24 protein-coding genes are annotated in these 24,465 nt (G+C 38.3%); 9 read left to right on the top strand and 15 right to left on the bottom strand.

Annotated features, from left to right (window positions below):
- Positions 1–9: 9 nt before the first annotated feature.
- A complete protein-coding gene (locus L3V46_RS05675) occupies positions 10–603 on the bottom strand; it encodes a TetR/AcrR family transcriptional regulator (RefSeq protein WP_239045170.1) in 594 nt (197 codons plus the stop codon).
- Positions 604–755: 152 nt separating this feature from the next.
- On the opposite strand from L3V46_RS05675, the gene L3V46_RS05670 reads away from it, so the two are divergent.
- A complete protein-coding gene (locus L3V46_RS05670; RefSeq protein ID WP_239045169.1) occupies positions 756–1,961 on the top strand; it encodes an MFS transporter in 1,206 nt (401 codons plus the stop codon).
- Positions 1,962–2,024: 63 nt separating this feature from the next.
- Here the strand turns inward: L3V46_RS05670 and thrH are convergent, their stop codons facing one another.
- Positions 2,025–2,642, bottom strand: coding sequence for a bifunctional phosphoserine phosphatase/homoserine phosphotransferase ThrH (gene thrH / locus L3V46_RS05665; protein ID WP_004717409.1), 618 nt, complete (start codon positions 2,640–2,642; stop codon positions 2,025–2,027).
- Between the two features lie 321 nt (positions 2,643–2,963).
- On the opposite strand from thrH, the gene L3V46_RS05660 reads away from it, so the two are divergent.
- Both L3V46_RS05660 and L3V46_RS05655 read left to right on the top strand, forming a co-directional pair.
- Positions 2,964–3,698: a phosphoadenylyl-sulfate reductase gene (locus tag L3V46_RS05660; protein WP_239045168.1), complete on the top strand. Its 735-nt coding sequence runs from the start codon at positions 2,964–2,966 to the stop codon at positions 3,696–3,698.
- Positions 3,699–4,103: 405 nt separating this feature from the next.
- Complete coding sequence (locus L3V46_RS05655; RefSeq protein WP_209827326.1) at positions 4,104–5,561, top strand: wax ester/triacylglycerol synthase family O-acyltransferase; 1,458 nt, start codon at positions 4,104–4,106, stop codon at positions 5,559–5,561.
- Positions 5,562–5,641: 80 nt separating this feature from the next.
- Here the strand turns inward: L3V46_RS05655 and L3V46_RS05650 are convergent, their stop codons facing one another.
- From L3V46_RS05650 to L3V46_RS05625, 6 genes are all read right to left on the bottom strand, one after another.
- A complete protein-coding gene (locus L3V46_RS05650) occupies positions 5,642–5,815 on the bottom strand; it encodes a PA1571 family protein (RefSeq protein ID WP_004717412.1) in 174 nt (57 codons plus the stop codon).
- Positions 5,816–5,947: 132 nt separating this feature from the next.
- Positions 5,948–7,402, bottom strand: a complete 1,455-nt coding sequence (rng, locus tag L3V46_RS05645) for a ribonuclease G (RefSeq protein ID WP_004717413.1) — start codon at positions 7,400–7,402, stop codon at positions 5,948–5,950.
- Between the two features lie 51 nt (positions 7,403–7,453).
- Positions 7,454–8,020 (bottom strand): Maf family nucleotide pyrophosphatase, encoded by a 567-nt coding sequence (locus L3V46_RS05640; protein ID WP_239045167.1) that lies wholly within the window; start codon positions 8,018–8,020, stop codon positions 7,454–7,456.
- Positions 8,008–8,505 (bottom strand): rod shape-determining protein MreD, encoded by a 498-nt coding sequence (mreD, locus tag L3V46_RS05635; RefSeq protein WP_004717415.1) that lies wholly within the window; start codon positions 8,503–8,505, stop codon positions 8,008–8,010. The genes L3V46_RS05640 and mreD overlap by 13 nt, the downstream gene beginning before the upstream one ends.
- Positions 8,492–9,349, bottom strand: coding sequence for a rod shape-determining protein MreC (gene mreC, locus L3V46_RS05630; protein ID WP_004717416.1), 858 nt, complete (start codon positions 9,347–9,349; stop codon positions 8,492–8,494). Before mreC ends, mreD begins: the two co-directional genes overlap by 14 nt.
- Before the next feature lie 31 nt (positions 9,350–9,380).
- Positions 9,381–10,421 carry a rod shape-determining protein gene (locus tag L3V46_RS05625; RefSeq protein ID WP_004717418.1) on the bottom strand — a complete coding sequence of 347 codons (1,041 nt, stop codon included), beginning with the start codon at positions 10,419–10,421 and terminating at the stop codon, positions 9,381–9,383.
- A 134-nt stretch (positions 10,422–10,555) separates the two neighbouring features.
- On the opposite strand from L3V46_RS05625, the gene gatC reads away from it, so the two are divergent.
- From gatC to L3V46_RS05600, 5 genes are all read left to right on the top strand, one after another.
- The gene (gene gatC, locus L3V46_RS05620) at positions 10,556–10,870 is read left to right on the top strand and encodes an Asp-tRNA(Asn)/Glu-tRNA(Gln) amidotransferase subunit GatC (RefSeq protein ID WP_004717422.1); all 315 of its coding nucleotides are present in this window, start codon (positions 10,556–10,558) and stop codon (positions 10,868–10,870) included.
- A 52-nt stretch (positions 10,871–10,922) separates the two neighbouring features.
- Complete coding sequence (gene gatA / locus L3V46_RS05615) at positions 10,923–12,401, top strand: Asp-tRNA(Asn)/Glu-tRNA(Gln) amidotransferase subunit GatA (RefSeq protein WP_034610768.1); 1,479 nt, start codon at positions 10,923–10,925, stop codon at positions 12,399–12,401.
- Positions 12,401–13,882, top strand: a complete 1,482-nt coding sequence (gatB, locus tag L3V46_RS05610) for an Asp-tRNA(Asn)/Glu-tRNA(Gln) amidotransferase subunit GatB (protein WP_239045166.1) — start codon at positions 12,401–12,403, stop codon at positions 13,880–13,882. The genes gatA and gatB overlap by 1 nt, the downstream gene beginning before the upstream one ends.
- A 283-nt stretch (positions 13,883–14,165) precedes the next feature.
- The gene (locus tag L3V46_RS05605) at positions 14,166–15,410 is read left to right on the top strand and encodes a transposase (RefSeq protein WP_239045165.1); all 1,245 of its coding nucleotides are present in this window, start codon (positions 14,166–14,168) and stop codon (positions 15,408–15,410) included.
- A 213-nt stretch (positions 15,411–15,623) separates the two neighbouring features.
- Positions 15,624–16,094: a hypothetical protein gene (locus L3V46_RS05600; protein ID WP_239045164.1), complete on the top strand. Its 471-nt coding sequence runs from the start codon at positions 15,624–15,626 to the stop codon at positions 16,092–16,094.
- A gap of 184 nt (positions 16,095–16,278) precedes the next feature.
- On the opposite strand, the gene L3V46_RS05595 is transcribed toward L3V46_RS05600, so the two are convergent.
- The 5 genes from L3V46_RS05595 to L3V46_RS05575 form a co-directional block, all read right to left on the bottom strand.
- Positions 16,279–16,686: a PIN domain-containing protein gene (locus L3V46_RS05595; protein ID WP_239045163.1), complete on the bottom strand. Its 408-nt coding sequence runs from the start codon at positions 16,684–16,686 to the stop codon at positions 16,279–16,281.
- A complete protein-coding gene (locus L3V46_RS05590; protein WP_239045162.1) occupies positions 16,683–16,934 on the bottom strand; it encodes a DUF6364 family protein in 252 nt (83 codons plus the stop codon). Before L3V46_RS05590 ends, L3V46_RS05595 begins: the two co-directional genes overlap by 4 nt.
- A gap of 459 nt (positions 16,935–17,393) precedes the next feature.
- Positions 17,394–18,230 carry a hypothetical protein gene (locus L3V46_RS05585; RefSeq protein WP_239045161.1) on the bottom strand — a complete coding sequence of 279 codons (837 nt, stop codon included), beginning with the start codon at positions 18,228–18,230 and terminating at the stop codon, positions 17,394–17,396.
- Between the two features lie 62 nt (positions 18,231–18,292).
- Complete coding sequence (locus L3V46_RS05580; protein ID WP_239045160.1) at positions 18,293–18,787, bottom strand: DinB family protein; 495 nt, start codon at positions 18,785–18,787, stop codon at positions 18,293–18,295.
- Positions 18,788–19,078: 291 nt separating this feature from the next.
- The gene (locus L3V46_RS05575) at positions 19,079–19,600 is read right to left on the bottom strand and encodes a hypothetical protein (RefSeq protein ID WP_056518050.1); all 522 of its coding nucleotides are present in this window, start codon (positions 19,598–19,600) and stop codon (positions 19,079–19,081) included.
- Between the two features lie 370 nt (positions 19,601–19,970).
- Here L3V46_RS05575 and L3V46_RS05570 point away from each other — a divergent pair, with 370 nt between their 5' ends.
- A complete protein-coding gene (locus tag L3V46_RS05570; protein WP_154129234.1) occupies positions 19,971–20,963 on the top strand; it encodes a putative solute-binding protein in 993 nt (330 codons plus the stop codon).
- A gap of 54 nt (positions 20,964–21,017) precedes the next feature.
- Here L3V46_RS05570 and L3V46_RS05565 read toward each other — a convergent pair whose 3' ends face one another.
- Together L3V46_RS05565 and L3V46_RS05560 are read right to left on the bottom strand one after the other, a co-directional pair.
- A complete protein-coding gene (locus L3V46_RS05565; RefSeq protein WP_239045159.1) occupies positions 21,018–22,049 on the bottom strand; it encodes a hypothetical protein in 1,032 nt (343 codons plus the stop codon).
- A gap of 266 nt (positions 22,050–22,315) precedes the next feature.
- Positions 22,316–24,388: a M13 family metallopeptidase gene (locus L3V46_RS05560; RefSeq protein WP_239045158.1), complete on the bottom strand. Its 2,073-nt coding sequence runs from the start codon at positions 24,386–24,388 to the stop codon at positions 22,316–22,318.
- Between the last annotated feature and the right edge of the window lie 77 nt (positions 24,389–24,465).

Here is a 24,465-nt window from a genome sequence, read left to right as displayed (position 1 = left end):
ACCTGTTTACTACTCAAAATCGGATGTCGTGTTTTTTAAGACATCCGCAAAATTAAACAAACGCGCCAATAAGTGGTGAATATAGTCCAAACTCGATTCTTGTTCGGTAAATAAAATCCGATGCAACATGGGTGCAATCACAATTTCAATAATCAATTGATTGTCGATGCTTGTTTCATTCCTTTGTTGGGCACGTTGCTGAATAATATCTAACTGTTGAATCAAAAAGTCATAACACTTACCAGAGGTCGGCGAATCATTTTCCGCCACAATATCGCTTAAGATTGTACGCCCAACGGGTGAGGCATATTCCTCAAAATATTGCTCCATCCATGCATATAAGTCTTGCTTAAAATTACCAAGATCCGCAGGCACATTGTCTGGATGTAAAATATTAAAGGCAACATCCGCAAGCAGTTGAGATAAATCTCCCCAACGTCGATAGATCGTAGAGGGGGTGACTCCTGCATATTCAGCAATCATCGGAATCGTCAAATCTGCCACAGCAACATTGTGCTGTAATGTTTGCACCGCATTATGAACTGCAGCTTGTATTCGTGCACTGCGCCCACCGGGACGCAAACCTGTAATCACTTTCGTCATCAGTAAATCACTACAAATCTATAAATGAAAATCTATCAATGGGTTAATGCTTGAAGAACAGCTTTAATCAAAAATCATCTTAGCTAAACCTTTGTGTTTAATCCAAAATACGGTATAAAAGCTAATTAATAGCTTTTATGTACATGTTGATTATGCGCAACTCTAATTTTAATCGTCAAGTGACTTCCTATAAATTAAGCCATAATGCTGCACTGTACACACATACTTTTACCCTAATGGCCTTTTTGGCAGCCTCAAGCGCACCAACACCGTTATATCGCTTGTATCAACAACACTTCCATTTTTCTCCTGTTTTATTAACGCTTATCTTTGCCACCTATGCGTTTGCATTGCTATTAACCCTATTGGTGGCAGGATCATTGTCTGATTATATTGGACGTAAGCCGGTTATTTTTGTGGCTTTGATTTTAGAAATTATGTCCATGGGCTTTTTCTTGTTTGCATCCAATATCGAAATGCTGTTTATCGCACGAGGTCTGCAAGGTATTGCCACGGCTTTAGCCGCATCTACGTTTGGAGCAGCTTTGCTTGATCTGAGTAAAACACAGGGTTCTTTAATTAATAGTATTTCTCCAATGCTTGGTATGGCTGCGGGTATGCTAATGACCTGCATTGTTTTAGAGTTTTCGACTGTTCCATTGACACTTATTTTTGAAATACTCATTTTTCTGTTTGTATCTACCACATTTATCGCAATTTTTAGCCCTGAAACAGCAACTAAACGTGTGGGTGCTTTGGCATCATTAAAACCGCAACTGACTGTTCCAGTACAAACCCGAAAAGCACTCTTGATCGTAAGTCCAATTAATATCTCGTTATGGATGGTCAGTGGGTTCTTCCTCTCGTTAATGCCTTCATTGCTGGCTCAAGCTTTCCATGTGCAATCGGCATGGTTGAATGGCATGATGTTTATTACCCTATCAGTTTCAGGGGCTGTTGGGATTTTAACCCTGCGCAATGCGCCAACATTTAAAATTTTAGTCACTGCTGCAATTACGATTGTCTCGGGCTCAAGTGTTATTTTGCTTGGCATTCATCTGGTGCAACCAATCTTATTGTTTATTGGTGCTGTGGTGACAGGGGTTGGCTTTGGTACAGGTTTTATGGGTGCAATTCGTGCTGTTATGCCCTTAGCTTTACCTGAACAACGTGCAGGTTTAATGGCCGCATTTTTTGTTGAAAGCTATTTGGCCTTTAGTATACCTGCGATTATTGCTGGATACTTTGTCAATAAAGTGGGCTTAATTTTTACTGCAGATGTCTATATTTGTATGATTATCTTGTTGGCCAGCTTGGCGTTTGTTTTTGCGTTTAAAAATAAACAGAACATTCATTAAAGCGTGTTAAAAATCAAAGCAAAACAAAAGGCGCATTGAGCGCCTTTGGTTTTAAATCTTAGATTAAGCTGGAATATCACGAATAGATGCTTTGCGAATCGCTTCTTTCAGTGCATCATAACCATGAATTGGCGGGAACTGTGGAAATTCACGAATCACATTTTCAGGCGCATCAAATAAGAAACCATGATCAGCTTCACCCAACATGGTTGTATCGTTATACGAATCGCCTGCTGCGATTACACGGTAATTTAGACCATGTAAGGCTTTTACAGCTTCACGTTTTTGATCAGGTTGGCGCAATTTATACGCAGTGATCATACCATTTTCATCAGTTTCTAATTTATGACAGAAAATTGTTGGCCAACCCAACTGTTGCATCAACGGATGTGCAAACTCATAAAATGTATCTGAAAGAATAATCAACTGAAAATGGGTACGTAACCATTCTACAAACTCTTTTGCACCCGGGAATGGCCCCATGTCTGCAATCACAGCTTGAATGTCATTTAAGCCTAAACCATGCTGTTTAAGAATATTTAAACGTTGAGTCATCAACACATCGTAGTCAGGAATATCACGAGTTGTTGCTTCTAATTCTTTGATTCCTGTTTTTTTAGCAAAATTGATCCAGATTTCTGGTACCAATACACCCTCAAGATCAAGACATACGATTTCCATGGGTTCTCCCAAATGTCAGTTAAAAATTTTGGGCTTATCATAGCACTAAAGTTTAAAAATAATGCTGAAAGTTTTTACAGCAACCCTATTTCATTTGGTTATGCATAAGGCTTGTGAATATTTACAAATCTGTTTTATTCATAAGCATTTTAATTAATCTGCTAAGTAGCATATTTCATTTACTTTAAAATATCTGGATCGTCAAAAGCAGCAATTCACATAAGTTGAATTGACCTAATTTTTGCCAAAATGCTTAAATTCAAATATCTTTTGAACATGTTTACGAAAATTGTAGCTTCAAGCTAACTGCCAGGAGCAGATATGACCGCCATTCCAACCATAGATCTTGTGGACGCACTTGCGACTGAGTATGCCGACAAATCACCTTCTGAAATTTTAGAACTTGCGCTTTCTCAGCAAGGTGAAATTGCAATTTCATTTTCTGGCGCAGAAGATGTTGTTCTTATCGATATGGCACACAATTTAGGTAAGCCATTTCGTGTTTTTAGTTTAGATACAGGTCGTTTACACCCTGAAACCTACCAATTTCTTGAAACCGTACGTAAGCACTATGGGATTAAAATTGAGATTTGCTTTCCAGAAGCCGATGCCGTTCAACAGTTGGTCAATGAAAAAGGTTTATTTAGCTTCTATCAAGATGATCATAAAGAATGCTGTGGTATCCGAAAAGTTCAGCCACTACGTAAAAAATTAGCCACTTTAGATGGTTGGATTACTGGGCAACGCAAAGATCAAAGTCCAGGTACACGTACGGAAATTCCAGTCATTCAAACGGATAGCGGTTTTTCTGGTGAAGGCAAACAACTGATTAAATATAACCCATTGGCCAATTGGTCAAGTGCGGATGTATGGAACTATATTCGTATGATGGAGATTCCTTATAATCCATTACATGAAAAAGGCTTTATCTCAATTGGCTGCGAACCATGTACCCGTCCAGTATTGCCAAATCAACATGAACGCGAAGGTCGCTGGTGGTGGGAAGAAGCAACACATAAAGAATGTGGCTTACACGCAGGCAATTTAAAAAAGTAATATCAGGAAAACTCATTAAAACTCATGAATTTTTATTAACTTAACGTTCATCGAAATGCTTGGATTTTACGCTTAGAAAAGTTTTATACTAAGGTTTGTTGATATTTCATCTATAGCTTGTGTTATAGGCTAAAGTTGAGTAGGCAAAGGCATGAAAAAATAGTGAGACTATTTTCAGGTTTCATCACTCAAACTGAGAAATTTTAGCTATACCCAGAATGCCAACAAAGCGCTGCATTGTTGGCAACACAAAATGTAACGATGTACCTGATGTTTTCCAACATCACATCGTTGTAAACATGGACGAATGATCAACAGACCCAAGTTACACGGTTCTATAATTCTAACAATTCACCAGCTCATAAAAGAGTTGTTGTAGAAATTGCAGTGAGGCAATCCAAGACTATGCGCCCATTACACCCTATTGATTTTATTTTTTTAAATTTAGAAAAACGTCAACAACCCATGCATGTTGGTGGGCTATTCTTATTTGAAATACCAGAACATGCACCTTCTACCTTCATTCAAGATCTCGTTGCGGATATTCGTAATTCAAAATCTATTCCTGTTCCACCCTTTAACAACCGCTTAAGCGGCATGTTTTGGGATGAAGATGAAGAGTTTGATATTGACCATCATTTCCGTCATATCGCATTACCTCATCCGGGGCGTATCCGTGAATTATTGGTTTATATTTCACAGGAACATAGTTCGTTGATTGACCGAGCTAAGCCGCTTTGGACCTGTCATATTATTGAAGGGATTGAAGGTAATCGCTTTGCCATGTATTTTAAAATCCATCATGCCATGATTGATGGTGTGGCTGGTATGCGTCTGGTGGAAAAATCATTTTCAAAAGATGCTGACTCCAAAACTATTATTCCGCCTTGGTGTGTCGAAGGTAAACGGGCAAAACGTTTAAAAGAAACTAAACTGGATAAAGCTAAAAAAATATTCTCTGCTTTAAAAGGACAAGTTGAAGCAGCACCTAAAGTGACTCAAGAGCTGTTCCAAACAGTATTTAAAGAAATGGGGAAAAACCCCGATTATGTTTCAAGCTTCCAAGCACCAAGCAGTTTATTTAACCAACGGGTAAGTTCATCACGTCGTTTCGCTGCTCAGTCTTTTGAACTTGATCGTTTTAGAGATATTTCCAAAGCCCTTGGTGTTACGATTAATGATGTGGTGCTTGCTGTTTGTGCAGGCGCGTTACGTGATTATTTAATCACACAAGAAGCTTTACCGAAAAAACCACTGATTGCGATGGTTCCAGCCTCATTACGTGATGATGACTCAGATATGAGTAACCGTATCACCATGATTTTGGCAAATTTAGGTACACATAAAGAAAGTCCTTTAGAGCGTTTAGACATTATTAAACGCAGTGTACAAAATGCAAAAAATCGTTTTAAACGTATGAGCTCTGATCAAATCTTAAATTATAGTGCTTTCGTTTTTGGTGCAGCAGGTGTGAATATTGCATCAGGACTTATGCCAAAACGTCAGGCGTTTAACGTAATCATTTCCAATGTACCTGGACCACGTGAACCTTTGTATTGGAATGGCGCTAAATTAGATGCTCTCTACCCTGTTTCTATTGTTTTGGATGGTCAGGCACTAAATATCACCATGACCAGTTATTTAGATAAATTAGAAGTCGGTTTAACCGGTTGCCGTAAATCTCTACCTAAATTGCAGAATCTTCTCACGCATTTGGAAAATGAAATCCAAAAGTTTGAGCAAATTATTGCAGAGAAAAATGCACTAGAACTCGCCGATAAAAAGCCAAACGCTCAAGCCAAGGCAAAAACGGATACTCAAGATGTAGCGAAGGAATCTGTTGCAGCACGAAAGTTAGTATAGGATTTTATAATTGATTTTAGTGTTGATTGAGAGATAAAAACATAAATTGATTCAAAAATTAAGGGGCTAATATATGCCCCTTAATCTTTAACATTACGACACTTATTTAACAGTTGATGACAGACATTAACCACCATGTCTTTGGTGATTTTCACTTCTTGACCATTGTCATCTAACATAACACATGTATTTTTAGGCTGGCTTTCCAACACATGCTTGATACTACGACTGATTAATTGTTCACTTACACTCATTTTATGACCTCACTTGCTAAGACTGTGAAAGGGAGAAAGTCTTTGGCTACCTTTGTAATCTAGTATTGTGAAATCAGTTGAAAAAGTAAAATTTCAGATGTAACAACTGTTTAACGACATCCTGTTACAATTTCAACTCAAAATGATATCGTATTGCTCTTGCGTGTATAAATTTTCGACTTGGAATTTAATCACGCGATTAATAAAATGCTCTAAATCCGCGACAGCTGGGGCTTCCGCAGTTAATAGGCGATCAATCACCGATGGATGACCGATAACAGTAAAGCCACTCTTAGACTCATAAGCACGGGTATATCTTAAGATTTCTCGAAAAATTTCGTAACATACTGTCTCTGCTGTTTTCACAAATCCGCGCCCTTGACAGGTCGGACATGATTCACACAACAAATGCTCTAATGATTCACGGGTACGTTTACGTGTCATTTCAACTAAGCCAAGTTCAGAGACTTGGGTAATCTTGGTTTTTGCATGGTCACGTTCCAGCATTTTATCAAACTGGTTCATGACCTCTTCACGATGTACAGCTTCCTGCATATCAATGAAGTCAATAATGATAATGCCACCCAAATTACGTAAGCGTAATTGGCGCGCGATCACCTGTGTCGCTTCCATATTGGTTTTAAACACAGTGTCTTCTAGCGTGCGCCCACCAACATACGAACCTGTATTGACATCAATTGTGGTCATCGCTTCAGTCTGGTCGATCATCAGATAGCCACCTGACTTCAAAGCTACACGGGTTTGTAATGCTTTTTGGATATCTTCTTCGACATTGTACAAATCAAAAAGTGGACGCTCACCAGGATAATGCTGCAAGCGGCTTTCCATACTCGGTACAAATTCACAAACGAACTCTTGCAACTTGGCATGTATTTCTCGTGAATCGACATAAATCGTTGCCGTATCATCATTGGCTAAATCACGAATAACACGTTGTGGTAAAGGAAGCTCTTCAAAAATCAACGAAGGAACTGCAATAATTTTTTGTTTTTTCTGAATAAATTCCCAAAGCTTGGCTAAATATGCCATATCTTGAGCAATTGAAGCCTCTTCAATTCCTTCAGCGGCTGTACGTACAATCACTGAACCCGGCAACTTATGCTCGCTTTGAATTCTTTCAATCATCGAGCGTAAACGGTCACGTTCTTCTTCCGACTCAATCCGTTGCGATACACCAATATGACTGCCATATGGCATCAAGACAAGATAACGAGATGGGATAGAAAGATCGGTACTGAGTCGCGCACCTTTGGTGCCCAACATGTCTTTCATCACTTGAACCGTCAGAATTTGACCGGGTTGTAATAACTCAAAGACATTTGGCGTAGGTTGATTACGCGGCCAAATCATATCATTGATGTGTAAGAATGCAGTACGAGATAACCCGATATCGACAAAGGCTGCTTGCATCCCTGGAAGTACACGGACAACTTTTCCTTTATAAATATTCCCGACTAACCCGCGTTTAACAGTTCGTTCAACAAACAGTTCGTTGACCGTACCATTTTGAATTAGCGCCACACGACATTCCATAGGTGTGACGTTAATCAATAACTCGTCAGACATAACTAAACTCAAAACATTATAAAAATTCTTTTCAGCAGTTAATTTAGTGCCTCAACTGCGCTGATCTATACGATCAAGTAACTGTATCGTTTCATGCAACGGTAGCCCAACCACATTGCTATAACTACCCTTTATACCTGTCACATACTTTGCCGCAATGCCTTGAATTGCATATGCGCCAGCTTTCCCCAAAGGTTCACCTGTAGCCCAATATTCTTCCATATCATTCAGACTGAATTGTTGGAACTCAACTTCCGTGCGAACCACGACACTCAATAATTGATGTGCATTTGCAACGCAAACACCTGTCAACACTTCATGTTTTTGACCTGACAATAATGTCCATATTTCAAAAGCATGCTGCTTCGATGTTGGCTTTCCAATAATTTGATTGGCAAAAACCAAGCTTGTATCTGCAGCAATGACAGTGCTTTGTGGGTGCAATTTCAGTACCACTTTGGCTTTGCTTTCAGCCAAACGTTGTACATACTGCTCAATCTGTTCATGTTCCAAGACAGATTCATCAATATCTGGGCTGTGGATGCTAAAATCCAAGCCCACTTGTAAAAGCAGCTCTTTACGCCTTGGCGAGCCTGAGGCCAGAATTAAATGCGCCATCTTCTTAATAAATAATAAAGAACTGGCCAGCAAAAAATACTCGAAACCAATGTTTGCCAATGACGGGTAATCGAAAAATGCGTACCTGCCATCACTTGTGCCATAAAGGTAAATACCAAATGCGCGAGGATTGCAAACATACTAATAATCCAAAGATTACTAAATGTCAGTACACGTCTTTCTCGAATAAAATAGCGAGTTAAAAATGCAATCAGCACATAGCTCAATGCATTCATCCCCAAAGGTGCATCTAACAATAAGTCAGTAAATAGCCCCATGGTAAATGCAAACCAAATTCCACACCATGTAGGCTGACACAGCACCCAAAATAGCATGATTAAAAACATATACAGTGGCCGCCATCCTGCTAATGCATAGGACATCGGATAAACCACTAAAATTGAACCAATAATAATTGAGACAACAATAATCCATAATGGATCTTTACGTTGCTTTTCAGAAGGTAATTTCTTAGCGATCAACATTTGGCTGCTCCATCGCTAAAGAATCAGAGAAAAGTACCACAACATGATGACCACCTGCTAATTGTGCAGCGGGAACCACATCAATTTGCGCAAACTCACCCGTGTTATGACGCATAACTTTAGATACAGAACCGACCAAATAGCCTGCTGGGAAATGTTGCCCCAAACCTGAACTATAAACTTTATCACCCACTTTGATATTGGCACTTGTTGGAACATATTCCATTTTCAAATGTCCTAAATCACCAGTTCCCGTCACGATGGCGCGCATACCTGAGCTTTCTAAACGTACAGATAAAGAATGTTCTTTATCGGAAAGCAACATGACACGGCTACTATGTGGATAGACGTTGATGATTTGCCCCATGATACCTTTATCATCTAAAACGGTTTGCCCGACTTTTAAATGATTGGCTTCACCACGGTTAATGATAATGATATGGCGCAATGGGTCAGCATCGGTTCCAATCACTTCTGCAATTTCCATACGCCCATCGATAATCAATGGTGTATCGAGCAAACCACGTAAACGGGTATTTTCAGCAGAAAGTTCAGAGAGTTTTTGCAGACGTACTTGAGCCTGAAGCAATTCAGCTTGCATCGCGGTATTTTCACGACGTAACTGAGCCTCAGATTTAGTTTGTTGATTTAGCCATTCTTTCGACAATACAGGATAGCTTGCTAAGGCATAAATTGGATTATATGCCGCATACAAGACATCTCTTGCAGGTTGAATCACTTGTGGCATGCGCCAGTTAAAAAACAGCACTACCAAACAAGTGATGACCGCAATGATGAACGAGCGAAAAGATGGCGGTTGTCTTGAAAAGAGATTCGGTTGCACCGCCTCATCCTTAAACTTAATCGAGTATAGTTTAGCCTACAAAAAGCATATCATGGTTTGGATTGTCAAAGAATTCTAAGACTTTACCGCCACCACGCGTTACACAAGTTAAAGGATCTTCTGCTACAACAACAGGTAAACCTGTTTCTTGGGCAAGCAACTTATCGAGGTTACGCAGTAATGCACCACCACCTGTCAACACAATACCACGCTCTGCGATATCTGAAGATAACTCAGGTGGAGTTTGCTCAAGTGCTGATTTCACAGCAGAAACAATACTTTGTAATGGATCAGAAATCGCTTGGGTAATTTCATCTGAAGTTACCGTAATAGCACGCGGTACACCTTCAGCAAGGTTACGACCACGAACTTCAATTTCTAAAGTTGTGCCGTCAGCAACAGCCATACCCACTTCTTTTTTGATAGTTTCAGCTGTTGTTTCACCAATTACACAACCATGTGCTTTACGTACATAGTTAATAATTTGTTCATCAAAAACATCACCGCCAATACGTAAAGAATCTGCGTACACACAACCTTGTAAGGAAATGATGGCAATTTCAGTTGTACCACCACCCACATCTACGACCATAGAACCACATGCTTGCTCAACAGGCATACCCGCCCCAATCGCAGCAGCCATAGGCTCTTCAATCAAACGTACATCACGTGCACCTGCGTTAAACACAGCTTCACGAATCGCACGGCGTTCTACCAATGTTGATTTACATGGTACACATACCACTACACGAGGTGCAGGTGGAAATAAACGTTTTTCATGCACTTTACCAATAAATTGATTTAACATGGTTTCAGTAACTTCGAAATCTGCAATAACACCATCTTTCATCGGACGGATTGCAGAAATATTGGCTGGGGTACGACCAAGCATTTGCTTAGCATCTAAACCCACAGCTGCAACAATTTTCTGCGAACCACTGTGACGAATCGCCACAACTGTCGGTTCGTTTAATATAATGCCCCTTCCTGGTGCATAAATAAGTGTATTTGCAGTACCTAAATCAATGGCGAGATCTGGCGAAAACAAGCCAATTAGTCGTTTTAGAATCACGGGTCGTTCTCAGTTTAAACTTTATATGGACGCAAGATGGCAACTTTAACTAAATGTGATGATTTGAACAAGTCAATCGCTTATTATAACGCACGATATTTTGAATTTTTTTAAAACTGATTAGGTGAGACATCATGTCAAGTTCAGATGTTCAGCATTCTGCAGAATTAAATGCACAAACTGTATCACAAATCGCCAATCTTGCTCGATTGTCGCTGAATGATACGCAATCTGCTGAATATGCTCAAAGTTTAAATAAAATCTTAGGGATGATGGAGACCTTAAAAGCGATCAATACCGATGGTGTTGAGCCACTTAAGAGCCCATTTGATAATCCGCAACCACTTCGTCCAGATGTCGTGACTGAAGCGAACCATCGTGAAGAATATCAAGCCATTGCTCCTGCAACTCAGGATGGTTTGTACCTCGTTCCGAGAGTGATTGAATAATATTTGATCAAATGAACTTATTTTAAAAAATTAATCGTAAAGAATTGTACTCATGACTGATTTACACCGTTTATCGATTCGTGAAATGACAGAAGGCTTAAAATCTGCCCAATTTTCATCTCGTGAATTGACTCAGCATTATTTGGACCGTATTGCGAAAATTGATGATCGTGTCAAATCGTATGTAACGGTCACTCCCGAACAAGCATTGGCTCAAGCTGATGCTGCTGACAACTTACTAAAATCTGGAACTGCTGGCATATTGACTGGTGTTCCACTGGCGCATAAAGATATTTTCTGTACCCAAGGGATTAAAACCACTGCGGGTTCAAAAATGCTGGACAACTTCATTTCACCTTATGATGCAACTGTGGTGGCGAAAGCCAAAGCAGCTGGCCTAGTGACTTTAGGTAAAGTGAACATGGATGAATTCGCAATGGGTTCAACCTCTGAAAGTTCATTCTACGGCGCGACTAAAAACCCATGGAACTTAGAACATGTTCCTGGTGGCTCTTCTGGTGGTTCTGCGGCTGTTGTTGCAGCTGATCTTGCCCCGCTTGCAACAGGTACCGACACAGGTGGTTCAATTCGCCAGCCTGCTTCTTTCTGTGGCTTAACCGGTCTTAAACCGACCTATGGGCGTGTCTCTCGTTTCGGGATGATTGCGTTTGCATCATCACTGGATCAAGGTGGACCAATGGCACGTTCTGCTGAAGACTGTGCTTTTTTGATGAACACCATTGCTGGACATGATCTCAAAGATTCAACGTCAATCAACAAAGAAGTAGATGACTATGTTGCAAACTTAAATGCAACAGCAGTGAAAGGTTTACGTATTGGTATTCCAAAACAATACTTCAATGTTCAAGGTCTCGATGCAGAAGTTAAGGCACGTGTTGAAGAATCTTTGAAAAAATTACAAGACATGGGCGCGATATTGGTTGAGATTGACCTCAACATGACTGAAGCCTATGTACCAACTTATTATTTGATCGCGCCTGCGGAAGCGTCTTCTAACTTGTCACGTTATGACGGTGTTCGCTATGGCTACCGTTGTGAAAACCCAACGGATATTTTAGATCTCTATAAACGCTCTCGTTCAGAAGCGTTTGGTGCAGAAGTGCAACGTCGTATCTTGATTGGTACTTATGCGCTTTCTGCTGGTTATTACGATGCTTATTATGTGAAAGCACAAAAAGTTCGTCGTTTAATCCAACAAGATTTCTTAAAAGCTTTTGAGAATGTCGATGTGATTGCAGCACCATCTGCACCAACAACAGCATACAAAATCGGTGCGAACTTGAGTCCAACCGAAATGTATTTAGGCGATATCTATACACTTGCGGTGAACTTGGCCGGCTTACCAGCTATTAACGCACCTGTTGGTTTTGATACGAATAATCTCCCAGTAGGTTTACAGTTAATTGGTAACTATTGGTCAGAATCACAATTACTTTCAATTGTGCATCAATATCAACAAAATACAGATTGGCATACTAAACGTGCGGCAATTGCTGAGGAGAATGCATAATGACTGAAGCTCAAAAGTTAGCACCATCCGTGTCAAAGCTGATTGACGGTTGGGAAGTCGTTATTGGTATTGAGATTCACACACAGCTTGCAACTCAGTCTAAAATCTTTTCAGGTTCATCAACTGAATTTGGTCAAGATCCGAATACTCAAGCCAGCCTTGTTGACTTGGCAATGCCGGGTGTACTTCCTGTGCTAAACCAAGAAGTGGTTGATCTTGCGATTCGTTTTGGTTTGGGGATTGATGCCTATATCGACCAAGCCTCTGTATTTGCGCGTAAGAACTACTTTTACCCAGACTCGCCAAAAGGCTACCAGATCAGCCAGATGGACAATCCTATCGTTGGGCTAGGTCATATCGATATCCAGCTTGAAGATGGCACAGTGAAGCGTATAGGCGTGACTCGTGCGCATTTGGAAGAAGATGCAGGTAAATCGATTCACGATCAATTCGAAGGCATGTCTGGCATCGACTTAAACCGCGCTGGCACCCCTTTACTTGAAATCGTGTCTGAACCTGATATGCGTTCAGTTGAAGAAGCTGTTGCTTATATCAAATCGATTCATACATTGGTGCGTTGGTTAGGTATTTCTGACGGTAACATGGCTGAAGGTTCATTCCGTGCTGACTGTAACGTATCTTTACGTCGCCCGGGGCAACCATTTGGTACCCGTTGTGAGTTAAAAAACCTCAACTCATTCCGTTTTATCGAACAAGCCATCAATGTTGAAATTCAACGTCAAATGGACATCTTGGAAGATGGCGGTCGTATTGATCAAGAAACCCGTTTGTTCGATCCAAACAAAATGGAAACACGTTCAATGCGTTCTAAGGAAGAAGCCAACGATTACCGTTACTTCCCTGACCCTGACTTGCTTCCAGTGATCATTGCAAATGAGCAAATCGAAGCTGCTCGTGCTGCACTTCCTGAGTTACCTAAAGCGCGTCGTGCGCGTTTTATCGCAGACTTTGCTGTGACTGAATATGATGCACATGTACTGACTCTATCTCGTGAATTGGCTGACTTCTATGAAGCGGTTGTTACTGCTTCTGGCGGCGCGGCTCAAGGTAAAGTTGCTGCAAACTGGGTGATGGGTGAGTTCTCTGGTGCTTTAAATAAAGCCAGCCTTGAACTTCAAGACTCTCCTGTTTCAGCAAAACAACTTGGCGGGATGATCGCACGTATTGTTGACAATACAATTAGCGGTAAGATCGCTAAGCAAGTGTTTGGCTTTATGTGGGAAGAAGGCAAAACTGCAGATGACATCATTGCTGAAAAAGGCTTGAAACAGGAAACTGATACAGGTGCCATTGAAGCCATCATCAAAGAAGTGCTTGCTGCCAATGAGAAGATGGTTGAAGAGTATAAATCTGGTAAAGAGAAAGCATTCAACGGTCTAGTTGGTCAAGTAATGAAGGCCTCTCGTGGTAAAGCCAACCCTGCTCAAGTCAATGAATTGATGAAGAAATTGATTGGTTAAGCTGATTTAATTTTAAAAGAAAACCCGCTTTAGAGCGGGTTTTCTTTGTTTAGGGCATTGGTATGTTTAGCTTTTAAAAATTTGGCATATATTCAAATCTATTGTTTTATTTCAAAATTTTTTATATGGAAAAGCACCCTCACCCCAGCCCTCTCCCGGAGGGCATAGGTATCTACACAATTAAATCTATTTAAGTTAAATTGGAGAGCATGCTCTCCAATTTAACATTCCACACTTAGATAACCGATTAGTTAAACGCTACGGAAGTCTTGTAAAACTTAATATGAATCCACTTGCTTCATTAGCCCCAGCGCTTAAAGATATTGCCTCTACCCAAAAGACTAGCTTTGCTACAACCCAAGCAGTTTGGCGTTTCTTAAATAACGAAAACGTTTCATTTCAACAACTCAATCAGCCTATTCAAAAACTTGCGCTTGAACAAATCGCTCTATCGAACCATCACTATGCCTTAGTTGCTCATGATTGGTCTCAACTACAATATTTCAAACATAACAACAAGTTAAATAGATTCAAAAGAACACATGCAAGTGACAAAGGCTATGAATTACAAAGCAGTTTATTAATTGATGCGGAAACGGGTTTACCCATTGCACCATTAGATCAAACTTTATGTGATGCTACTGGACGTTATTCAACATTTACTGATGGGCATAAAATAAAAGAAACCCATTTAAATGCACTATGTGAACAAATCGAACATATTGAGTCTTTACCAATAGAAAAGAAACTCGTACATATTATTGATCGTGAAGGAGATTCAATTGCTCATCTTAGATTATTGAATCAACAAGAACATTTATTTCTTATTCGAGGTAAAGAAGGAAATCGTGTTGAATATCAAGGAGAAGATGTTAAGTTAAGGGAAGTGTCAGACCAAATACCAACTACACAAACCCATACAATTCAATATAAAGGGAATTGCGAACAACTCTATGTTGGTGAAACTCAAATCAGTATTACGCGTAATGCAAGACCAATGCAAAAAGACGAAACGGGAAAAAGAGTTCCACCACAAAAGGGAAAGTCATTAACCGTTCGACTGATTGTAGTTGAAGTTAAAAATAAGCAAGGAAAATCACTTTCTCGTTGGAGCTTATTAAGTAATGTATCATCAGAAATTCCAAGTATAGAATTGGCAACTTGGTATTACTGGCGTTGGAAAATAGAAAACTATTTTAAGTTGTTAAAACAGGCGGGCCATGACATTGAGTCATGGCTACAAACAACTCCGCAAGCGATATTAAGACGACTCTTAATTGCAAGTATGGCATGTGTATTAACTTGGCGAATACAGCGAGAAAATGATGAGAAAAATTCAAGAGTTAGAGTCTTTCTAACACGTCTATCAGGAAGGCAACAAAAAAGAGGAACAAGGGAAAGTGCTCCTGCAATTTTGGCTGGTCTGTCAATATTACTGAATACACTACAATTATTATCTGAACATTCGGTTGATGACCTTAAGCTGATTGCTGAAATTGCATTAGAGTCTCTACAAAAAGATGTGTAGATACCAATGCCCGGAGGGAGAGGGAGCGTCATCTGATTTTAATCATATTATTAATCTCATACTTTTTACGAGTTAATAAGCATAACGAGGCAAAGAGTCATTTTATCTTCACTATTACTTTTTTATTTTCCAGAAACAGTTACACTTTCAAAAGAAATCTTTGCTGTTATTACTTTAAAAACATTAATCTAGTGCTCAAAACTCAAGGTCAAAATGAAAATATCTATCCTAACTCTCTCAACACTTGTCCTTTTCACAACTACAACTTTTGCAGAAACGAAAGTTAATGTTCCTTCAAAAGAAGCCAACTTGATTTTTAAAGCAGCAGGTTTTGCAAAAACCAAACATGGTTGGGAAGGAAAATGCGAAACAGGTGAAATTACTGTATATCGGGATTTAAATAAAGATGGTCTAAATGATGCTGTTATTTCAGACTACAGCAGTATGTGTTATGGCAATACAGGTGTGGGATACCACCTTATTGCACAACAAAAAAATGGGAAATGGAAAACTATTTTTGAAAACGCGGGTATACCGACTTTTCTAAAAAGCACAGGCAAAGACGGGTGGCCTGATATTGAAAATGGAGGTCCAGGTTTATGTTTTGCGGTGTATCGTTGGGATGGTAAAAGTTATGAGCTAAATCGCTATGAGTATCAGGGTAAAGCCTGCTCATTAAACTAAACCAACCTTGCTTTAAGCCAAAGCATTAAAAGAATATTGATTGATCATGCTGATTGAGTTTAAAAAGGAAAATCCGTTTTAGAGCGGGTTTTCTTTGTTTAAAGAATTTATATGTTGAGTTTTTAAAATTTGGCATACATTTAAATCTATTATTTTTCTCATTTTTTTATCTGGCAAAATACCATCAGTCGATAAAAGCACTCGGTAAAACAACACTTATTTCAGCAAACTTATAATCCTGAATATTTCTCGTCACGATTTTGCTACAACCAAAACTCAACGCAGAAAAATATTGAATTGCATCTTCAAAATCAGAAAACTTAGACACCAACGCTTGAGAAATCCCAACATGATCAACAGGGATAACCACCAAGAATTTTAAAAGTTGTTGAATGAAAAGACGCGCTTTCTCATCACCGCCCAACTTACGCAAAATATAATAAATATTGGCAACACTGTTCGAAGAAATGCATCCTGTAAAATGCCCTTTCTCACACAACGCTACAACAGTTTGACTTGCTTCAACAAAAGGCTGACGCGCTAAAGCCACATCCAAAATTACATCAGAATCAATAAATATCCGCTCGCTCATTTATGTTTTTCCATACGAGCCTCAGAAAGCAATGCCTTATAATCTTGCCCTTGATCTTGAACGGCAAACATCCCAGTCAAACGTCCAGTAATAGGCGCTTGAACATCACTCGAAATTTCAGTGTGTGCTGAAATACGATCTAAATAAGCTTCAACCAAACTCGAAACACTCTGCTCATGTTCCTGAGCATAAAGTTTCGCCCGTTCAATCACTTTTTTATCTATAGATAAAGTCAATTTCGCTTGCATAAGATTTCACCTCATACGTATCATTTAATTAATTATACGTATTGGTTAATTTTTAACAATTAAATTTTAAACAAATTAGACAACGATTGATTTCGCATACCTAACTTATTTCTAATATCAGAAAGCAAAAATCATCTGCTATTTAAAAATTATCAAATTATAAACTATCAAAGCGCTCTACGTTCAGGTTCATACTGATGAATAAAGACTGTATATGTGTCGGCAGAAGGATACTATTCAAGAGCAATCTTATAGTTCATAAAATATATACCCTGAGTTTTTAAAATCTCTCCCAGATATCCAAATAGATTATTTCTTTTCAATGTCATTTTTTTGCGAGAAGTTTCCCTCACCCCAACCCTCTCCCGAATGGAGAAAGAGCTTCATATGATCTTAATCATGCTATCCATCCAATAATGGATGTTCTCCCTCCGTTTATGAGATGAGAAACGCTACCGATTATTTATTATTAAACCAATAATCCCATTTCTCACGATCAACTCCAAACTGTCCTTGCCACCATCGTGTTGGATAGTTCACATCATCATTTCTAATCGGTCGATGCTCTCTTTCTGGATATGTCACATATTTATCTGCATAGCCAAAATGCTTGTCATCATGCAAAATACCAATCACTCCAAAAATCTCTAAAAGCCCCAAACGCTCATCGTCATTGGACTTGAGTGCTTTAGAAATACTCTTTTTAAGTTGAGCTATTCTGTCATTGGGTTGAGCTGTCTCTATTATCGTTTTGAGTTCATTTAGAATGTTGTAATCTTCATCGCTTGGTTCAACGACAGGAAATTTAAGAAATTGTTCCAAATCAAATAAAACAGAAATCAAATTGTCTGTACAGCTTCCATGTTTGTATTTAAAGAAATTGAGTGTATTAAACTCAATGAGTCTTTCAAACTCATACGTATATAGCCCACAAACTGCACATATATTTGAGTTTGGTTCTGGACTGGAAACAAAGTCATGTTCAATCAAACTTTTACCAATACAGTAACTTGATAAAAAAGATCGATACTCCAATCGTCTTGTACTTAGACTGTAAATAAATGCATCCACCACAGATTGCTTTTCAATTTGATTAACTGCTGTTTTTATTCTTCGACAGATTTCATTGTGACTTATTTTTTCTTGTTCAAACATAACGGAATGGCTTTTTGCATATTCAAACTCATCTTCAGTAATGAATTGCATGTATGTATCCCAATAAAACCAGCTCTCTAAATTTTGATCCTGCGAGCTTTTAATAGTTTTAAGTAAAATTTTGACTGCTTTCTTGTCCATGTTTATTTATCTATTCACTTAAATTTTTTAATTCAACATCTTACATATATCATGATAATGATTTATCCCACTCTACGCTCAGGTTCATACTGATGAATAAAGACCGTATATGTATCGGCAGGATGAACCACCTGAGCATGATGCAAAGCATGCGCGATATTGCCTCTATGGTATGTTCCATGATTGATGATATGAAAGAGGATCTCTTCTATTGATAGGCTACCCGTTTTTTTATCTATAAATTGAAAATGAATAATTTCAGCAAGTTGATCCGATCCAATATTTTGTACAAATTCAATAAACCATAAATATGATTCAGCAATTCGATGTTTAAGTTCATCTAAGGCGGGTAAAAATTCTGTATTGGTTTGGCTGTGCAACGCTTTTTTGTTTTCTAGCCGAGATCTAAATAACTCTTCGACAATGATCATATGATTGAATTGTTGCTTGGCAAAATTATAATCTTCTAAATATTGCACTTGATCAATTTGATCTATGGCTTTAAATAAACGCTGATCTGACCATTGTTTATATAAAAAGAGTTTTTCAAAATTCATTAAATTGACCTAAAGCTTTCTTTGAATCAAATCATCAAGATAACATGCAATCACTGAAAAAACCCGATCTTTTAAATACCCTCAATCACCAATTTTTTACAGACCAAAACTCAATCTAATTTTAACAATGCCACTTTAAACAAGCTTTCTTGATGTATTCATTCCACTCCCCAAACCCTTTCAATAGTAAGAGGAGCTTCGTTGAGATTTCTATAATGATTTCAATTGAGTCATGAAGATTCCCACTCCTTTAAACAGAGAAGAAGTCTTGCTCCGTAAAGGTAAAGTGATTTATGGACGAATCACACCCAACTTATTCCAAATATCTGGGGTTAAAAACGTCATCACCAATTTATTTAAGTCGATATAACGCAATACACCCTGTAACTGTTTTTTCACTTCAGGGTTTTTAATAATATCTTCACCTGTCGTACGACCTAACTCTTGGAAACTGTCACCTACTGCTTGCACACCTTCAGCTGCAATCACTGCTTTGGTCTGTGCGGAACACTGCTCTACTATCACCCGTTGCAAAACCTGAGCAAACTTTTGATCGAGTTGTGTTCTTTGTGCATCACTGACATTACTCAATGCTTTTAGATCAGGGTGTGTAGATAGCGCAGCAAAGGTCCACTGTAATACTGTAGTTTTATCTGTTGCTGTAGTTGCTTTTACCAAACAATCACTGAGTTGATCGACGGTTGGCCCTGCGACAGCAAATTGTGCTGTTCCCATTAATGCCGTCGCCATAAACACAGAACGACCCATATGGGAAAATTTAGAATGCATTGAGGAGAAAATTTGGCGTGACATAAACAAAGTCCAATTCGAAATTAAATCCTTTGTATCACAAGCGCTACCTGTTCGCCTGTTATGACTCTGTAAACAACCTATACTAAAAATAATCTTATTTGCTGTGCTAAACTCGATTCAATATTTATATTGTATTTAGAAATAGAAAGCATCTCAAATTTCAAAAATAAAATACTTTCTTAATCCATCATCTAACTCAAACTGATTAAAGATCTAATCTCATGACTCGAATCTCAATCAATAATCCACACCCAAAAAACCTACATTTGTTGGATTTTCTGACATAAAAAACAATCCTGTTGGTCATTAGTTCATCAATAGCACATACGTTTTAATAAGATATTCCATAACTGTTTATAGGGAAATATATATGAAAATGGTCCAAACTCTCACAATAACTACTTTATTCGCACTTTCAATGCCTGCTTTTGCAAAGCAAGTTGTATGTGTTTTTGATCCGGTTGGTAAAGCAGGTGATGCATATGCCCTAGCTAAAGATTATGCACTTGAAGCAAAAAATTGGGGCGCTGATATAGATTTAAGAGCCGTTACTGACGAAAGGCTCGCAGCAGAAGACTTAAAAGTGGGTAAATGTGATGGTGCCATTATCAGTGGTTTACGTGGTCGCCAATTTAATAAATATATTGGCTCCTTAGACGCGATCGGCGCATTAACGGATATGAAAACAGCCATTTCAGCCTATAAATTATTATCTTTACCCCGAGCAGCGGAAAAGATGATCAATGGCCCTTATGAAATTGCAGGATTGGGTACAATTGGCCCAGCATATCTATTTGTAAATGACAAAAATATCAACACATTAGCCAAAGCTGCTGGTAAAAAAATTGGGGTGTTCCGTTATGACGAAGCGCAACCAAAATTGGTTCAACAAGTGGGCGCACAAGCTGTTTCTGTTGATGTCACCAGTGCAGGCGCTAAATTTAACAATCATGAAATTGATATCCTTCCTGCACCTGTTGTTGCATTTAAACCCTTTGAGCTCTATAAGGGCTTAGGAGAAAAAGGCGGAATTGTAAAATTTCCACTGACTCAAATTTCGGCCAATTTTATTATTCGCAAAGACAAATTCCCTCAAGGCTTTGGACAAAAATCTCGAACTTGGGTCGCAAGCCAATTGGGTAGAACATTTAACATCGTAGCCAAATATGAAAAAGAAATTCCTGCAAAATATTGGATGAATATCCCTGCCAATGAACAACTGAACTATATCAAAATGATGCGTGAATCTCGTATTGCACTGACTAAATCAGGTATTTATGATCCACAAATGATGAATTTCCTCAAAAAAGTTCGCTGTAAAGAAAATCCGAGTAGTTTTGAATGTTCGTTGAATGATGAATAAAGCTTTTCATTTATTCGGGTGTTTCACTTCGTTGAAGTGAAACACTTCATTCCATTACTTAATCTGCTTGAGCATATGTTTGGCAACTGCATGATTTTGATTACTCGCCAAATTCTGCAAAATTCGTCTGGCTCGATCTTGCGGATTAGAAAAACGCTGACTATAACTTGGCACATTGGTTAAACATCTTGCTACCAATACACCTGACTCAGCATAGACATTAATTCCACTTGTTCCATGCAAGCGCCCATAATTATAAGCACGTTCAGCATTGTTACAGGCATTGATCTGATTTTGCCCACGCCCTAACTCTTTGCGTGCAGAAATATATAATTGCATCTGTTGTGACTGCGGTGTCGTTATTGTTTTTTCAGGCTGAGACTTTTCTTTTACTTCCTCTGTAGCTGCAGCGACTGGCTTTTTTTCTTCCATGACTTTAACAGGGGTAGTTTTTGCTACATTGTTGATAGCAGCATTTTTTAAATTATTCGTTTTTATATCAGTGCTTTTTGCATCACTGCTTTTTGAATGACTATTTTTAGATTTCTTTTCTTGAGCAACTGCCGCCATATTGCTTTTGTTGTTATAGAATTTATTAAGCTCATCCAAAGATAAAACTTTGGTTTGCAAATTTACAACTCGGGTTCCAGTTTGATCGAGTTTACGTTCAGATAAAGGTTCGATGGATACATACCATTGCTGACCATTACTTTCAATACATTGGTATGCACCGATCCCCTGTTTAACACTACTATAAGTATTTAATAATTTTTTTGCCCAAATATCCTTAACCGAACTCATTGTACTTTTTTGCACTTGAGAAAAATGACCACCTTTGGCGCTACAATAACGGCTTAAATAACTTTTCGGTGTTAAAGACTGCACCTGCTGATCGCTTTGTTTTGATCCCCAATCATAAACATATTCTTTAGATGCGCTATTATTTTCATTAATATTGTGCTTATCAATGAGTTCTTGAGCAGAAGCATATTGTTTAAAAGCATCTGATGTTGATGTATTCATGGTTGTACAACCCTGCAATACAAAAGCGACCCCACCCAACAATAAGAATGTTTTTAAATTCACCGGACATTTCTCAATTATATTTATGCATAAAAATATCTTAAAATGCCCAAAACAACAAACTTATTATATTGAATTTATTGACTATTTATCGAAATAAAGTGATAAGAGAATCACATAAAAAATGATTAGAGATAATCAATTAAGTTAAAACTTAAAAAGCTCTATCTAGACATCTATTCCACTGCCATTTTTTATACAACATGTGAAAAAATATAAAAAAGCCTGCCAAGTCTTGATACAGCTTGGCAGGCTTTTAGGTCAGATTATTACCAAATGGTCACGCGTTTATTGGCAGGTAAATACATTTTATCGCCCTGCTGAATATGAAAAGCATCATAAAATGGTGCTTGATTTAGCAAGGTGGCATTGCCACGAACTTTATCAGGTGAATGCGGATCTCTTTTTAAGAATTCAACTTGCATTGCATCAGTAATTTTAGAACGCCATGCTTGTGCCCAACCAATATAAAAGCGTTGTTCACCTGTTAAATTATCCAACACTGGCGCAGCCTTGCCATTTAAAGACAGTTGATAAGCTTTATAAGCAATTGCCAATCCAGAGTTATCAGCAATATTTTCGCCTAAAGTTAACTCACCATTGACATGATAGCCTTTGATTGGCTCATAAGCGTTATATTGAGCAACCAATGTATTGGTTTTTTCTTTAAATTTTCGATGGTCTTCTGCCGTCCACCAATTTTTCATATTGCCCAATTCATCAAACTGACTACCTTGGTCATCAAAGCCATGACTGATCTCATGTCCGATAATTGCCCCAATCGCACCATAGTTCACTGCATCATCGGCATCCATATCAAAGAATGGAGGTTGTAAAATTGCTGCTGGAAAGACTATTTCATTTAAAGAAGCGTTGTAATACGCATTGATGGTTTGCGGTGTCATGCCCCATTCATCACGATCAACAGGCTTGCCCAATTTATTCAAGGCATATTGATGTTCAAATTCGCGTGAACGGATCACATTTCCAATCAAGTCATTATTTTTGATTTCTAAAGCAGAATAATCACGCCATTTGTTTGGATAACCAATTTTCACCGCAAAACTTGCTAACTTTTTCTGCGCCTGAACTTTCGTGGTTGGGCTCATCCAATCCAGTTTCTCTATGCTTTGAGAATAAGCTTTCATTAAGTTTTGCACCAAGACTTCCATGCGTTGTTTTTTCTCAGCAGAAAAATACTTTTTCACATAAATCTGGCCCAAACTTTCACCTAAAGTTCCCTCAACCAATTGTACACCACGCTTCCAACGTGGTTTCTGTTCCTTGATTTCTCTGAGCTGTTTGCTATAAAAATCAAAGCTATTGTCTACGAAAGCTTGACTAAGCAATGATGAAAAATCACTGACTAAATGAAATTTAAAATAAGCTTTCCAAACCTTTAGTGAGGTATTGTCAACAATTGGGCTTAAACCTTTGAAGTAACTTGGTTGAATGACTTGTATCGTTTTAATCTTATCGGACAATTCTTGTTTTTCTAGATAAGTTTGCCAATCAATTTTTGGACTAAGTTTAGCTAAGTCTTGTGTTTTATAAATATTATAGAGTTTTGTTACATCACGGTTTTGAACATTACTCCATTGTATCTTGGCGATTTGCGTTTCTAATTTTAAAATCCCTTGCGCATGCTGGGCGGCTTGCTTGTCTCCAGCTAGGCTTAAAGTTTTTTCAATATACTTTAAATATTGCGAACGGATTTTCTTAAATTTGGCATCATTTTTTAAATAATAATCACGATCAGGTAACCCTAAACCACTTTGCCCAAGCATTGCCACCATTTCAGTTGAGTTTTTCATGTCTTGGTCAATACCCACATCAAAAGGGCTGGTTACACCAATACGTGAAAAATGTGCGGCCAATTGCGCAATATCTTTTTTACTTTTCAATGCATCAACATTGGTAATTTCCGCTTGAATCGGCTGAATACCCAATGTTTCAATACTTTTTTCATCCATAAAATTGGCATATAGACTTGCCACTTTTTGCTCTGAACTTCCTTCCACCAATTGCTGTTTTGAAAGCTCATCGACAATATCATGCAATTGTTTTAATGATTCTTCATGCAAAATATCAAAAGTTCCCCAACGTGATTTATCTGCAGGAATTTCGGTATTTTTCAGCCACCCTCCATTTACATGTTGATAAAAATCATCATTTCCTTTTACATTTTGATCAAAATATTGATGATCAATCCCCGATTTTTTTTGATCTTTCACAATAGCTGAAGTGGTTTGAGTGATTTGCCCTGTTGTTTCAGCCCATAGTGGTGCAGATGACAACATGATTGCAGATGCTAAAACACTTTTTACAAATCCAAGTTTCAAAGCGATATCCTCAATTCTATTTCTAAGGTTTGAATTTAAAACAATAATAGTAATCTTGAGCTCAGGCTTTATGTGTA

This window comes from Acinetobacter sp. AG3 (genome assembly GCF_022343575.1).
Taxonomy (GTDB): Bacteria; Pseudomonadota; Gammaproteobacteria; order Pseudomonadales; family Moraxellaceae; genus Acinetobacter; species Acinetobacter guillouiae.
Note: the sequence above shows the minus strand (reverse complement) of the source record. Positions and strands in the feature narration are given on the sequence as shown.

What these genes read in the sequence shown, in the direction of transcription:
- L3V46_RS05670 (WP_239045169.1), top strand. Translation starts at nt 756, where the DNA reads ATGCGCAACTCTAATTTTAATCGTCAAGTGACTTCCTATAAATTAAGC.
- L3V46_RS05675 (WP_239045170.1), bottom strand. Translation starts at nt 603, where the DNA reads ATGACGAAAGTGATTACAGGTTTGCGTCCCGGTGGGCGCAGTGCACGA.
- L3V46_RS05570 (WP_154129234.1), top strand. Translation starts at nt 19,971, where the DNA reads ATGAAAATGGTCCAAACTCTCACAATAACTACTTTATTCGCACTTTCA.
- L3V46_RS05605 (WP_239045165.1), top strand. Translation starts at nt 14,166, where the DNA reads ATGAATCCACTTGCTTCATTAGCCCCAGCGCTTAAAGATATTGCCTCT.
- L3V46_RS05660 (WP_239045168.1), top strand. Translation starts at nt 2,964, where the DNA reads ATGACCGCCATTCCAACCATAGATCTTGTGGACGCACTTGCGACTGAG.
- gatB (WP_239045166.1), top strand. Translation starts at nt 12,401, where the DNA reads ATGACTGAAGCTCAAAAGTTAGCACCATCCGTGTCAAAGCTGATTGAC.
- gatA (WP_034610768.1), top strand. Translation starts at nt 10,923, where the DNA reads ATGACTGATTTACACCGTTTATCGATTCGTGAAATGACAGAAGGCTTA.
- L3V46_RS05650 (WP_004717412.1), bottom strand. Translation starts at nt 5,815, where the DNA reads ATGAGTGTAAGTGAACAATTAATCAGTCGTAGTATCAAGCATGTGTTG.
- L3V46_RS05575 (WP_056518050.1), bottom strand. Translation starts at nt 19,600, where the DNA reads ATGTCACGCCAAATTTTCTCCTCAATGCATTCTAAATTTTCCCATATG.
- L3V46_RS05585 (WP_239045161.1), bottom strand. Translation starts at nt 18,230, where the DNA reads ATGGACAAGAAAGCAGTCAAAATTTTACTTAAAACTATTAAAAGCTCG.
- gatC (WP_004717422.1), top strand. Translation starts at nt 10,556, where the DNA reads ATGTCAAGTTCAGATGTTCAGCATTCTGCAGAATTAAATGCACAAACT.
- L3V46_RS05580 (WP_239045160.1), bottom strand. Translation starts at nt 18,787, where the DNA reads ATGAATTTTGAAAAACTCTTTTTATATAAACAATGGTCAGATCAGCGT.
- L3V46_RS05595 (WP_239045163.1), bottom strand. Translation starts at nt 16,686, where the DNA reads ATGAGCGAGCGGATATTTATTGATTCTGATGTAATTTTGGATGTGGCT.
- L3V46_RS05640 (WP_239045167.1), bottom strand. Translation starts at nt 8,020, where the DNA reads ATGGCGCATTTAATTCTGGCCTCAGGCTCGCCAAGGCGTAAAGAGCTG.
- rng (WP_004717413.1), bottom strand. Translation starts at nt 7,402, where the DNA reads ATGTCTGACGAGTTATTGATTAACGTCACACCTATGGAATGTCGTGTG.
- L3V46_RS05590 (WP_239045162.1), bottom strand. Translation starts at nt 16,934, where the DNA reads ATGCAAGCGAAATTGACTTTATCTATAGATAAAAAAGTGATTGAACGG.
- mreD (WP_004717415.1), bottom strand. Translation starts at nt 8,505, where the DNA reads ATGTTGATCGCTAAGAAATTACCTTCTGAAAAGCAACGTAAAGATCCA.
- L3V46_RS05600 (WP_239045164.1), top strand. Translation starts at nt 15,624, where the DNA reads ATGAAAATATCTATCCTAACTCTCTCAACACTTGTCCTTTTCACAACT.
- thrH (WP_004717409.1), bottom strand. Translation starts at nt 2,642, where the DNA reads ATGGAAATCGTATGTCTTGATCTTGAGGGTGTATTGGTACCAGAAATC.
- L3V46_RS05655 (WP_209827326.1), top strand. Translation starts at nt 4,104, where the DNA reads ATGCGCCCATTACACCCTATTGATTTTATTTTTTTAAATTTAGAAAAA.